A 12,905-nucleotide genomic window follows, 5' to 3' on the forward strand; every position below is an offset into this window, starting at 1 on the left:
TCCGCGCGGCACCGATAGCCCGGCGATGCTGCGCCGCTCGTCGCGCCAGGTCGGCAGCGCCGTGGCCCGCGCGCTGCGCGGCGCCTGAGGGAGGAAACCACATGGCATACTGGCTGGCGCGCAAGCGCAACGGACAGGACTTCGACTACCTCCAGCGGTTCGATCCACGCTTCTGGACCGTCGACTTCCCCCGCCCCGGAATGGCGAGCCTCACCACCATCGCGCACGACGGTCTGCGCATCGACTGCGAGTTCCACCACCGCGACGCGCTCGCCGGGCTGATCTGGGAAAGCGAGGACCGCTACGATCACCCCCTGCTCGCCTATGCCACCGACCGCGACTATGCCCACACCAGCCTGCGCTTTCGCTGGCGCTCGGCAGGCGTGGTGGCACTCGATCAGGTCCACGGGCCGACGCTCACCATCGAGGGGCGCGATGCCTCTGGCGCGGCGCGCACCTGGTATGTGCGGCTGTGGAACTATGCCGAGGGCGCGCCCGACGATGCCGCAGTGGTGCTGCCCTTTTCCGGGCTGCGCGAAGGCTGGCTGGCCGACGGCGATGCGGTCCACCCCTCCGATATCGACCGGATGTTCATCTCGCTGGTGCCGCCCGGCCACGATCCCGCCGATCACACGCTGCTGCCCGCGCGCGCCAATGGCTGGGTCGAGCTGACCGGCATCACCTGCGAGGGACACCGCGCGATGGTCAAGCTGGGCGATGTGCTGGTGCCCCCGCACGATGTCGGCATGGCCACGGCCTATGACGACAGCTACAACCTCACCCCCGCGCGACTGCTGCGCAATGCGCTCGGCCTCGGCTATCGCGGGGCGATCGTCCACTATGTCGGGATGAGCCACTATTACCGGCTCGCCCGCCAGCCCGGCGGCACGCTGCTGGTGGCAGAGCCGGCGCAGCTGTGCACGCCATGCGCGGCATGGCACCGCGCCTTCCTCGCCGAATGCGCGCGGCTCGACTACCAGCCGATTATCTCGCTGTCGTATGAGCTGTTCGCCGAGCACTGCCCGCCCGAATGGAGCCAGCGCGCCTATGACGGCTCGCGCGCCCTGACCGGGTGGGAGCCTCCCTCGACCCTGCTCTCGCCAGCGAACGACACGGCGATGGCTTACCTGCGCACGGTGGCCGGGGCTTTCACCGCGCTGGTGGTGGCCGAGGGCCTGCCGGTCCACTTCCAGATCGGCGAGCCCTGGTGGTGGCTCACCTTCGACGGGCACATCTGCCTCTATGACGACGCCGTGATCGCCGCGCGCGGATCGGCGCCCGAGATCCCCGACCTCACCGCCCCGCTCGATGCCGACCAGCTTGCCCTGCTCGACTGGGCCGGAGCGACCCTCGCCGCCTCCACCGCCGCCCTGCGCGACCATGTCCGCACTGCGGCGGGCGGCGCGGCGACGGTCTATCTGCTCGTATTCACGCCCACCTTGCTGGACCCGGCCCGCCCCGAACTGCGCCGCGCCAGCCTGCCCGAGGGCTGGGCCTGGCCCGCCTATGACCGGCTCCAGGTCGAGGACTACGACTGGCTCACCGCCGGGGCCGAAGGCGCACGCCGCGCCGCCTATGCCGCCGTGCAGGGCCGCCTGCACTATCCGCTCGACGTGCAGGACTATCTGGCCGGCTTCGTGCTCAATTCCGCCGATGCCGAAAGCTACTGGCAGCGCATCGACCGGGGCCTCGACGAGGCCCGCGCGCGGGGCGTCGATCGCCTGTTCGTCTGGGCGCTGCCGCAGGTCGCGCGCGACGGATACACCCGCCTTCCCTCCAGCGAGGACACCTCCATGCAAGCCTTCGACGACCTACTCTATCCACTCGCGCCGGGCCGCGATCTGGCGGTCAGCCCGGAGTTCTCGACCTCGGTGGCGCTCACCGCCTCGGGCTTCGAGCGGCGCAACAGCCACTGGAGCGACGCGCGCCTGCGCTACGATGTCGGCCCCGGCATCCGCTCCGAGGCGGAGCTTGGCGTGCTGCTCGAATTCTTCCGCGCCCGGCGCGGGGCGGCGCGCGGTTTTCGCCTCGCCGACCCGTTCGACTTCAGCTCCAACGGCCAGACCGGCACCCCCACGGCCAGCGACCAGCTGCTCGGCCTGGGCGATGGCGAGACGGTCCGCTTCCGGCTTGCCAAGCGCTATGGCGCGGGGGCCGATCCGCAGGTCCGCCCGATCACCCGTCCGCGCCTTGCCTCGATCGTGGTCAGCCTCGATCATGTCCCGACCAGCGCCTGGACCTATGACGAGGGCGGCTGGATCACCCTGTCCGCCCCCGCGCCGGAAGGCGCCGAGATTCGCGCCGGGTTCCTGTTCGACGTGCCGGTCCGCTTCGCCGAGGACCGGCTCGATATCTCGGCGAGCAACTTCGCCGCCGGGGAAGCACCCTCGGTGCCGCTGATCGAGATCCGGGAGGCCGCATGAGCCGGGTCTTCTTCGCCCAGCCGCTCGAAACCGTGGCCACCTACTGGCGGATCATGCGCCGCGACGGGGTGGCGCTCGGCTTCACCAGCCACAACCGCGACCTCATGTTTGCCGGAATCCGCCATCTGGCCGCGCCGGGGATGGTCCCCTCGTCGATCCGCCGCTCGGCCGACCTGTCGAGCGAGCTGGTCGAGATGGAGGGCATCCTCTCGCATTGCGCAATCACACCCGCCGACCTCAGGATGGGCCGCTATGACGGCGCCGTGATCGAGGTGGGCGTGGTCGACTGGGAGAGCCTTGAGCACAGCGCCCTGTTCGCGGGCGAGGTCGCCAGCGTCAGCGAGAACGGCGAGAGCTTCGAGGCGAGCCTGCAATCGGCCAAGACGCTGTTCGAGCGCGACCTCGTGCCGCGCACCAGCCCCACCTGCCGTGCCCGCTTCTGCGACCGGGACTGCGGGCTGAGCCTCGCGCGATTCACCCATCTGGTTCGCATGGCAACGATCAATAGCGAAACCGGCTCGATTACCTGCACCGGCCTACCCGCAGGCGAGATGATCGTCGGCGGGCGGCTGCGCTGGATCGACGGGCCGCAGGCGGGCGTCACGATGCGGATCATGGCCGCCTCGGGCTCCGAACTCACGCTTGACCGCGATCTCGTTGCCGGGCTCGCGGCAGGGGACCGCGCGGAGGTGATCGAGTCGTGCGACCACACGATCGCCACCTGCGCCGCGCGCTTCGGCAATGCGGCGAACTTTCGCGGCGAGCCGTTCATGCCCGGCAACGACCTGCTCACCCGCTACGGCACGGGGGGCGCATGATGGCGGACGGGCACCAGCTTCTCGAAGCTGCGCGGGCGCTGGTGGGCGTGCCTTTCCATCTCGGCGGCATGTCCCGCGACCTCGGCGTGGACTGCGTCGGGCTGGTGGTGCTGGCCCTGCGCGCCGTGGGCCGCGATGCCGGGCCGCTGCCGCCCTATCGCCTGCGCCAGACCACGCTCACCGGCTTTGCCCCGGCGCTCGCCCGCTCAGGCCTGCGCGATGTGGCAGAGGCGCTCCAACCCGGCGACGTGCTCGCGCTGCGCCCCTCGCCCTCGCAACTGCACCTCGCCATCTCGGGCGAGGGCGGCACCCTTGTCCATGCCCATGCCGGTCTGCGCCGGGTCGTCCACGGCCCGCGCCCGGCCGAATGGCCGCTGCTGCGTCACTGGCGGCTGGCCCCAAGCGGAGACTGACCATGGCCACCCTTATCCTCACCACGGTCGGCACCGTGCTCGGCGGGCCGATTGGCGGCGCGCTCGGTTCGCTGCTCGGCAACCAGATCGACCGCGCGGTGTTCAAGCCCGGCGGCCGCGAAGGCCCGCGCCTCAAGGAGCTGGCCGTCACCAGTTCGAGCTACGGCACGCCGATCCCGCGCTATTTCGGCACCATGCGCGCGGCAGGCAGCGTGATCTGGGCGACCGACCTCGTCGAAACCAGCGAGACCACCGGCGGCGGCAAAAGCAGCCCCTCGGTCAAGACCTATAGCTATTCGTGCAGCTTCGCGGTGGCGCTGGCGAGCCGCCCGATTGCTCGCCTGGGCCGGATCTGGGCCGATGGCCGCCTGCTGCGCGGTGCGGCGGGAGATCTCAAGGTCGGCGGCATGCTGCGGGTGCATCAGGGCTATGGCGACCAGCAGCCCGATCCGCTGCTGGCGAGCGCCGAGGGCGCGCTTTGTCCGGCCTTCCGGGGCCTCGCCTATTGCGTGTTCGAAAGCCTGCAACTGGCCGAGTTCGGCAACCGCATCCCGACGCTCGCCTTCGAGATCACCAGCGACGACGGCGAGGTAAGCCTCGTCGAACTGCTCGAGCCGCTGGAGGCCGAGGCCGCCATCACCCGCGGGCTTGAGGGGCTGGGCGGCTTTTCGGATGAAGGCGGACCGGTGCTGGCGTCGCTCGAACTGCTTGACCGGGTCTATCCGCTGGCCTGCGATGTCGGCGCGGGGCCGCTGGCGATCCGCCCGCGCGATCCTGCCGCCGCGCCCGCCGCGACCTTGCCCGAGGCCGTGGTCGACCCCGCCAACGAGAGTTTCGGCGGCGCCTATGGCCAGATGTCGAGCCGCCGCACCGATCACAGCAAGCTGCCCTCGACCATGCGCTACTACGATGTGGCGCGCGACTATCAGCCCGGTCTGCAACGCGCTGGCGGGCAGGCCCCCGCGGGCCAAAGCACCGTCATCGACTTTCCCGGCGCCTTGCAGGCGGGCACCGCGCTGCACCTGATCGAGGCCTTGGCCACCCGTGAAGGCGTGGCGGGCGACCGCCTGCAATGGCGCATGGCCGAACTTGACGACCGCATTGCCCCCGGCGCCGTGGTCGCCGTGCCCGGTCGCCCCGGCAAGTGGCGGGTGGAGAGCTGGGAATGGCGCGACACCGGCGTCGAGCTCGAACTGACCCGCGAACCGGGCGCGGCGCTCCCCCCGGCGATCGGCGATCCGGGCCGCAATCTCGAAACGCCCGACGAGGTCGCCACGCCAACCGTGCTGATGGCGAGCGAACTGCCGTGGGACGGGCTCGGCTCGCGCGACGAACGGCAGGTGATCGCCGCCGCCAGCTCCAGCACCAGCGGCTGGACCGGGGCCATGCTCTATGCCGACCACGGCGGCAGCCTGTCGCCGCTCCGGGGCACCGGACGGCAACGCGCGGTTGTCGGCACGCTTTCAAGCCCGCTCCCACCGGCCGACCCGGCGATCATCGACCGGACGGCGACCTTTGATATCACCCTCGCCTCACCCGATTTCGAACTGGCCTCGCGCCCGCTCGAAAGCCTCGCCGCGGGCGCCAACCGGCTGCTGGTGGGCGCGGAGCTGCTGCAATTCGCCCATGCCGAAAGCGTCGGCGGCGCGGTCTGGCGGCTGTCCGGGCTGCTGCGCGGGCGCGGCGGCACCGAAGCGGCGGCATTCGCTGGTACGGCGGCAGGGGCGAATGTGGTCCTGCTCGACGAGAGGCCGATCCGGCTTGCCACCGCCGACCTTGGCACGGCCGAGGCCATCGCCGCCATCGGGCTCGCCGACGACATGCCCGCCGAGGCGACGATCGCCAATGCCGGGCTGACCCTGAGGCCGCTGGTCCCGGTCCACCCGCGCTTGGCCCTGGCCGCCGACGGTAGCGCCACGCTGAGCTGGACCCGCCGCGCGCGCGGGGCCTGGAGCTGGAGCGGCACGGTCGAACCGCCGCTCACCGAGGAGTTCGAACGCTATGTGGTCGGCCTTGGCGATACCGAGCTGCCCGAGGCCCTGTGGGAAGTGACCGCACCCATGCTCGAATTCTCCGCCCCCGACTGGGCTGCCCTGCGCGCCGGGCACTCCGGCAAAGCGCTGTGGGTGCGCCAGATCGGCAACAGCGCCCGCTCCGACCCGCTCTATCTCACAACCCTTGCTTGAGGTGACCTATGCCCGACCCGATCACGTTCACCAGCGCCAGCGCGCGCCTTGGCCTGCCGTTCCTGTTCAGTGCGCAGGCGCAGAAGGAGTTTACCGTCAACGAGGCGCTCGCGCGGCTCGATGCGCTGCTGCACCTCGCGGTGGAGGGTACGGCGGATGCGCCGCCCGCCGCGCCGGTCGACGGCGAGGCCTGGCTTCTCGGGGACACGCCCGAAGGTGACTGGGCAGGCCATGCGGGCGAGATCGCCTGTCGGCAGGCGGGGAACTGGCTGTTCCAGCCGCCGCTTACCGGAATGCGGGTCTACGACAAGTCGGCGGGGCAGCAGGCCCTGTTCGACGGTGGCTGGAGCCGTGCCTCGGACATCGCCCTGCCCAGCGGCGGCGCGACGCAGGACAGCGAGGCACGCACAGCGATTGCGGGGCTCGTCGCGGCACTCGTGGCGGCGGGGATACTGGCCTAGCGGCTGATGATATAGCATTGACCCGCAAAGCCCTTCCCCTTGGGGAAGGGTTGGGATGGGGGTTCTCACCAGCCAGCGTCGAGCCCCCACCCCCAGCCCCTCCCCAAAGGGAGGGGAGCAAAGTGGCTCAGGCTAGTCTCACCCCGCTCTAGCGGCTGATGTGCGCAAGGGCGGCGGGATAGAGCCGCAGGCCCGCGAGCAGGCACAGGCCCGCCGGGATCGCCGCCAGCAGGCTCATCATCACGCCAAGACCGAGGTCGCCGGTCCGCTCGGACACGAGGCCAACAGCAAAGGGGCCGAAGCACAGGCCGACCAGCGTCGGCCCCAGCAGGAACAGTGCCGAGGCCCGTCCACGCATGTGCTCGTCCACCAGCGCCTGACTGGCGGAGGCGCAGGCCCCCAGCGCCGAGGCGGTGGCAAGCTGGGTGAGGACATTGCAGAGCAGGAACAGCGTCTGACTATCGGTGGTGTAACCGATCAGGACCAGCGGCACGGGCAGCACAACCGCCGCGCTGGCGACCAGCACCCGCCCGTTCACCGTATAGCGCAGCAAGGCGTCGGCAGCCCATCCGCCCGCGAGAATGCCGAGGAACCCGCCCAGCGCGTTGGGCGCGCCGATCAGCAAGCCAAGCTCGGCCTTGCCCAGCGCAAAGGTCCGCTCGGCATAGGGCGCGGCCCAGTAGGTCACCGAATAGCCGACGTAGGACGTGCAGGCATAGACGCCGACGATGGCGCGGAATGCGCCGCTGCCCCAGGTCTGCGCGTGGCACTCCGGGTCGGCGCGGCGGGTGTGGCTCACCCAGCTGAACACGGCATAGTAGGCAATGCCGATCAGCACGAATTGCTCCACATTGCCGAGCAACAGCGCCAGCGCCGCGCAGATAAGCGCGATGAGGGCCGCGCCCGCGAGATTGACCGCGAGCGCCCTGCCACCTTCGCGTGCCGCACCGATGGCGGCGAAAGGCGGGACGATCAGCGCGCATTGGCCGAGGAATGTCCGAAAGGCTCCGGCGGATTCGGCCTTCGCACCCCGCTCCGGCTCGCGCAGGGTGAGGAGCCATGCGGCCAGCACCAGCCCCGGCATGCCGACCACGATGAACGCAGCCTGCCAGCCTCTCAGGCCCAGCGGCGGATCGATCGGAAAGGCCGCATTCCAGCCCTCGACGATATAGCCGCCCAGCCACAGCGACAGACCGCTGCCGACAAACAGCCCCGCCGAATAGATCGCGATGGCCCGCGCGCGCATGTGGGCGGGAAACCAGTCGGCGATCAGTGAATAGGCGCAAGGGTTGGCCGAAGCCTCGCCCACGCCGACCCCAACCCGCGCCAGGGCCAGCTGCGCATAGTTGCGCGCAAGGCCCGAAAGCACCGTCATCGCCGACCACAGGGCCAGCCCGAAGCTCAGCAGGCGCAGGCGGTGCGTGCTATCGGCCAGCCGCCCCAGCGGAATGCCCAGCAGCGCGTAAAACACCGCAAAGGCCGTGCCATAGAGGAAGCCCAATTGGGCATCGTCGATCGCGAGGTCCGCCTTGATGTCGTTGGCGAGGATCGACAGGATCTGCCGGTCGATGAAATTGGTGCAATAGACCAGCGCCAGCACGCCCAGCGCATACCAGTTATAGACCGGCACCCGCGCGGGCGGATTCAGGCGCTCGCCGTTCACGGCTAGGCCGCGCTGCTTGCCACCGGGTCGAGAGCGCCCGCCTCGGCAAAGCCCTTCGCTCTCAGCCGGCAACTGTCGCACAACCCGCAAGGCGTGCCATCGGGCTGCGGGTCATAGCACGACCAGGTCAGCGACAGATCGAGCCCCACACGCAGGGCCTCGCTGACGATCCGCGCCTTGTCCCAATACTGCAACGGGGCCTGAATGCGAAAGCCCTCGCCTTCCTGCCCCTCGCGCGTGGCCAGCCTTGCGGTCTCCTCGAAGCTGGCGATGAATTCCGGGCGGCAGTCGGGGTAGCCCGAATAGTCGAGCGCATTCACCCCGATGAAGATGTCGTTCGCGCCCACCACCTCGGCCCAGGCCAAGGTCAGCGACAGGAACACCAGATTGCGTGCCGGGACATAGGTGATCGGAATCCCCTCTTCCGCCACGCCGCCCTTGGGCACGTCGATATCGGCAGTCAGCGCCGAGCCGCCGAATTGCGACAGATCGAGCGGCAGGATGATGTGCCGCTCCGCCCCCAGCGACTGCGCCACGGCGCGCGCCGCATCGAGCTCGCGGCGGTGGCGCTGGTTGTAGTCGATGGTGAGGGCGTTGATCGCGAAGCCCTGCTCCTTGGCGAGCGCGGCGGACAGGCTCGAATCGAGGCCGCCCGACAGCAGCACGATCGCTTGCTTCTGGCCCGTGTCTGAGGTGGTGGAGGTCATGGCGCGGAGCTAGGACGGTGCTCGCCCCGGAGCAAGCCCCCTTCGTTCAGCAGCTTCCGGCGTAGCGTGCCTCGGCATCGATCGAGAAGGGCTTGCCGTCCTCGGTTCCCTGGCTGCGGATCTGCACCAGCCGGTTGCCCTCGCGCCGGATGCTGGTGCGGCCATAACCGTGGCCACGGCAGGTGTATTGCACGGTGACCTCACCCGCCCGATCATCGACCACAAAGCGATCGCAATTGAGCTGGCGATGGCGCATCTGGATGAACTCCTGCCCGCTGCGCACGCACAGGCGCACGGTCGGCCCGTCAGGCCTTATCCGGGCGGTCCAGGCGCCTTTGTCGAGCGTACCCAGCATAGCCAGCTCGGGCGCCTGCGCCGCTGCGGGCAAACCCACCGCTGCACCTGCGGACACCATCGCTACAAGTTTCAGAACCCTACGCATGAACCATCTATATCCTGCTCCGGGTGAACAAACACGATCTAATACGATATGTCATGATACTTCATCCAGCATGCCCGGTATTGCGAACTCGCGCGAACAGAAGGCGCAGTCGACCACGATATCACCCGCATCGTTGGCCATTTCCGCCCGCTCTTCCTTCCCGAACCGGCTGAGGATTGATGCGTAGTGCTCTGCCGAGCACCGGCAGCCCTTGCGCAAGGGCACAAGCCCATCGGTGCGCAGCTCGTGCTCTTCATGGAACAGCCGCCAGACCAGCGCCTCCATCGACAGCGCCTGGTCCACCAGCTCGCCGTGCGAAATCGTGTCGGCGAGGATCGAGACATGCTCCCACTCGGGATGGTCGAAACGCACGTGCAGACGTTCGCGCCCTTCCTCGCCGTCGGCGAGATGCTGAACCAGCATCCCCCCGGCAATCCCCCCGTCCTGCCCGAAGGCCATCGCCGTTCGCACCCGCGTCGGCAGCTGCTCGCTCTGCGCGAAATAGGTCTCGATCGCCTCACTCAGGTTCTCACCTTCGAGCGGCACGATCCCCTGATAGCGTTGCCCGGTGCTGGCGAGGTCGAAGGTTACGGCGAGGTGGCCCTTGCCGAACAGCGTTTCGAGCCGGGGGTTCGCCCCGACCTGCGCCGGAACATCGGGCGCGACCTCGGCATAGCCGCGCAGCGCGCCATCGCGATAGTCGCACACCAGCAGGCGGATCAGGCCCTCTTCCGAGCGCGCCTGAATGGTCATCTGGTCCTGCTCGTCCTTCAGCATCGAGCCCATCAGCGCGGTCAGCACCAGCGCCTCGGCGAGGCAGTGCTTCACCGGCGGCGGATAGTCGTGCGCCGAGAGGATCTCGTCAAGCACCGGCCCGAGCCGCACCAGCCGACCGCGGCAATCGCGGTCGGGCAGGATGAAGCGCAGGACGGTGTCGAAACCGGTCTCAGTTTGAACAGCAGAGGTGTCAGTCATCGGCTATAGATGGGAATAGCCGGGCCCGATGTTAAGCCGCCGCCCCCAACTGGCCGAAACACCACAGCAAAACAGACTTTTGCGCGTGGATTCGGTTCTCCGCCTCGTCGAAAACGACCGACTGCGCGCTTTCGAACACGCTCTCGGTCACTTCCTCGCCCACATGCGCAGGCAGACAGTGGAGGAAGATCGCGTCGGCCTTCGCCTGCGCCATCAGCGCATCGTCGACCTGATAGGGCGCAAGCTGCGCCAGCTTCTCCTCCGCATGGGCCTGCCCCATCGAGATCCAGGTATCGGTGACGATCACATCGGCCCCGCGCGCAGCCTCGGTGGCATCGCTCGTCACGTCGACGCGCGCGCCGCCTGCATGGGCCTTGGCGACGTAGCCAGCATCGGGCACGATCTCTGCCGGGGTGCCGATGCGGACGTTGAACTTCATCAGCCCCGCCGCTTCCAGCACCGAGTTCAGCACATTGTTGCAATCGCCCAGCCAGGCGACCTCAAGCCCCGGCAGCGCCTTGCCATGCTCGACCATGGTCACAAGGTCGGCCACGATCTGGCACGGGTGCGACTGGTCGGTCAGCCCGTTGATCACCGGCACGCTGGCATAGCGGGCCATTTCCTCGACCTTGGCGTGATCGTCGGTGCGGACCATGATCGCGTCGGCCATGCGGCTCAGCACGCGCGCCGTATCGGCCACGCTTTCGCCGCGCCCGAGCTGCGAAGTGCCCGCATCGAGGATCAGCGCCGAGCCGCCGAGCTGACGCATCGCCATGTCGAAGCTGACACGGGTGCGGGTCGAGTTCTTCTCGAACACCATCGCCAGCACGCGGCCCGCAAGCGGCGCATCGGCATCGGGCTTGCCCTTGGGCCAGCCCGCACGCGCCGTCTTACGCTGTTGCGCGTCGTTGATCATGGCGGCGAGCGCATCGCCACCGGCATCGGCGAGGTCGAGGAAATGGCGCGTCGTCATCCAGCATTCTCCGGTACATAGTCTGCCGCGCCCGCCGAGAGCTTCTCGAAAAACTCGTCGATCTCGGCCTCGCCAATCACCAGCGGCGGCAGCAGCCGCAGCGTCGCATCACCCGCCGCCACGGTCAGCAGCTGGTGATTGTCCCGCAGGTGCTGCATGAACGGACGCGGTTCGACCTTCATCTTCAGGCCGAGCATCAGGCCCAGCCCGCGCACCTCTTCGAACAGCTCGGGATAGTTGCCGATAAACTGTTCGAGCCGACCGCGCAGCCGCTCGCCCTTGGCGCGGACTTCGGCGATGAACTCCTCGTTCGCCACCGCGTCGAGCACGGCCTCGGCCGCCGCCATGGCGAGCGGGTTGCCGCCATAGGTGGAGCCGTGAGTGCCCGCGACCATGCCGCGCGCAGCCTTCTCGGTCGCAAGACATGCGCCGAGCGGGAACCCGCCGCCAAGACCCTTGGCCGTCGCGAGAATGTCGGGGGCGAGATCGTATTGCTCGTAGGCATAGAAGGTGCCCGTGCGCACGACGCCGGTCTGCACTTCGTCGAACACCAGCATCAGATCGTGCTTGTCCGCCAGCGCGCGCAAGCCCTTGATGAACTCCTGGCTGCCGACGCGGATGCCGCCCTCGCCCTGCACCGGTTCGATCAGGAATCCTGCCGTGTGCGGGCCAATCGCCGCTTCCACCGCCGCCAAATCGCCGAACTCGACATACTTGAAGCCCGGCAGCATCGGCGCGAACCCCTTGTGCATCTTCTCCTGACTGGAGGCGCTGATCGTGGCCATCGTCCGCCCGTGGAAGGCGTTGTTGAAGGTGATCAGCTCGAAGCGGTCGAGGTTGCCCTCGTGCTGGTGATAGGCGCGCGCGGTCTTGATCGCGCATTCGACCGCCTCGGCGCCCGAATTGGTGAAGAACACCGTATCGGCGAAGGTGAGGTCGACCAGCCGCTGCGCGAGGTGCTCGCCCTGCGGGCTGCCGTAGAGGTTGGACACATGCATCAGCTCAGCAGCCTGACGCTGGATCGCGCCGATCAGGCCCTCGTGCGAGTGGCCGAGCAGGTTGACCGCGATTCCGGCCGCGAAATCGAGGTAGCGGGTGCCATCCTCGTCAATCAGGTGGCAATGCTCACCACGGACCGGACGCACGCCGCACCGTGGGTAAACTGGCATAAGCGCTGAAATGGCCATTGGGATTCCTTCACATCAAGACACAAAAGCAAAAAGGGCGGCCCGATCCTGGATCGGATAGCCGCCTGCTGCTCGTGTAGTATGATGCTGCGGGCGGCCGGTCAAACGCTCGGCCGCCCCGCAATCCGGCTGGACTTAGCCAGCCGGAACGAGATTTACGGCCGAGTACTTGCCTCGTCGATCGACCTCGAGGTCGAACTCGAACCGGTCGCCCTCGTTGATGCCCTGCAGGCCCGAACGCTCCACCGCGCTGATGTGCACGAAAGCGTCTTCCTTGCCGTCGTCGCGGGTGATGAAGCCGAAGCCCTTCATGGCGTTGAAGAACTTGACCGTGCCCACGGCCTTTTCGCCCGTCAGTTCGCGCTGCGGGGCCTTGGCCTCAACCTGGATCACGTCACCCACGACCTGAAGATCGGCCGCCGATACCTTGCCGCCGCGATCCACGAGGTTGAAGGCAAGCTCCTGACCTTCGGCCAGACCTTCGAGCCCGGCCCGTTCGACCTGGCTGATGTGCACGAACACGTCTTCGCCGCCTTCATCGCGCTGGATGAAGCCGAAGCCCTTCTGTGCATTGAAGAATTTGACCTTGCCGGTGCCGCTGCCGACCACCTGCGGGGGCATGCCGCCACCGCCGCCGCCACGCGGGCCGCCGCCGAA

General features: G+C 68.5%; 12 protein-coding genes. 5 read left to right on the forward strand and 7 right to left on the reverse strand.

The annotated features are described in order from the left end of the window. Positions 1 to 101 precede the first annotated feature (101 nt). Genes D2V17_RS10705 through D2V17_RS10725 form a run of 5 tightly spaced genes read left to right on the forward strand, consistent with a single transcriptional unit; the run spans position 102 to position 6,301 of the window. Complete coding sequence (locus D2V17_RS10705; protein WP_119592960.1) at positions 102 to 2,423, forward strand: DUF2460 domain-containing protein; 2,322 nt, start codon at positions 102 to 104, stop codon at positions 2,421 to 2,423. Beyond that, positions 2,420 to 3,241: a DUF2163 domain-containing protein gene (locus tag D2V17_RS10710; RefSeq protein ID WP_119592961.1), complete on the forward strand. Its 822-nt coding sequence runs from the start codon at positions 2,420 to 2,422 to the stop codon at positions 3,239 to 3,241. The genes D2V17_RS10705 and D2V17_RS10710 overlap by 4 nt, the downstream gene beginning before the upstream one ends. After that, positions 3,241 to 3,654: an NlpC/P60 family protein gene (locus D2V17_RS10715; protein WP_119592970.1), complete on the forward strand. Its 414-nt coding sequence runs from the start codon at positions 3,241 to 3,243 to the stop codon at positions 3,652 to 3,654. The genes D2V17_RS10710 and D2V17_RS10715 overlap by 1 nt, the downstream gene beginning before the upstream one ends. Before the next feature lie 2 nt (positions 3,655 to 3,656). After that, complete coding sequence (locus D2V17_RS10720) at positions 3,657 to 5,840, forward strand: phage tail protein (RefSeq protein ID WP_119592962.1); 2,184 nt, start codon at positions 3,657 to 3,659, stop codon at positions 5,838 to 5,840. Positions 5,841 to 5,848: 8 nt separating this feature from the next. Beyond that, entirely contained in the window at positions 5,849 to 6,301 is a 453-nt protein-coding gene (locus tag D2V17_RS10725; protein ID WP_119592963.1) for a DUF2793 domain-containing protein, read from the forward strand. 148 nt (positions 6,302 to 6,449) lie between these two features. Here D2V17_RS10725 and D2V17_RS10730 read toward each other — a convergent pair whose 3' ends face one another. The 7 genes from D2V17_RS10730 to D2V17_RS21920 form a co-directional block, all read right to left on the reverse strand. Beyond that, on the reverse strand, positions 6,450 to 7,964 hold the full coding sequence (locus tag D2V17_RS10730; protein ID WP_119592964.1) for a spinster family MFS transporter: 1,515 nt from the start codon (positions 7,962 to 7,964) through the stop codon (positions 6,450 to 6,452). A 2-nt stretch (positions 7,965 to 7,966) separates the two neighbouring features. Beyond that, positions 7,967 to 8,671: a 7-cyano-7-deazaguanine synthase QueC gene (gene queC / locus D2V17_RS10735; protein WP_119592965.1), complete on the reverse strand. Its 705-nt coding sequence runs from the start codon at positions 8,669 to 8,671 to the stop codon at positions 7,967 to 7,969. A gap of 46 nt (positions 8,672 to 8,717) precedes the next feature. Then, entirely contained in the window at positions 8,718 to 9,113 is a 396-nt protein-coding gene (locus tag D2V17_RS10740; protein ID WP_119592966.1) for a hypothetical protein, read from the reverse strand. Between the two features lie 51 nt (positions 9,114 to 9,164). Continuing rightward, positions 9,165 to 10,088 (reverse strand): Hsp33 family molecular chaperone HslO, encoded by a 924-nt coding sequence (gene hslO, locus D2V17_RS10745; protein WP_119592967.1) that lies wholly within the window; start codon positions 10,086 to 10,088, stop codon positions 9,165 to 9,167. A 31-nt stretch (positions 10,089 to 10,119) separates the two neighbouring features. Further along, on the reverse strand, positions 10,120 to 11,061 hold the full coding sequence (gene argF, locus D2V17_RS10750; RefSeq protein WP_119592968.1) for an ornithine carbamoyltransferase: 942 nt from the start codon (positions 11,059 to 11,061) through the stop codon (positions 10,120 to 10,122). Next, entirely contained in the window at positions 11,058 to 12,248 is a 1,191-nt protein-coding gene (locus tag D2V17_RS10755; RefSeq protein ID WP_119592969.1) for an aspartate aminotransferase family protein, read from the reverse strand. Before D2V17_RS10755 ends, argF begins: the two co-directional genes overlap by 4 nt. A gap of 135 nt (positions 12,249 to 12,383) precedes the next feature. Beyond that, positions 12,384 to 12,905: cold-shock protein (locus tag D2V17_RS21920; protein ID WP_281270568.1), on the reverse strand; the 522-nt coding region annotated here is incomplete at its 5' end.

This window comes from Aurantiacibacter xanthus, from assembly GCF_003584015.1.
GTDB classification, from domain to species: domain Bacteria; phylum Pseudomonadota; class Alphaproteobacteria; order Sphingomonadales; family Sphingomonadaceae; genus Alteraurantiacibacter; species Alteraurantiacibacter xanthus.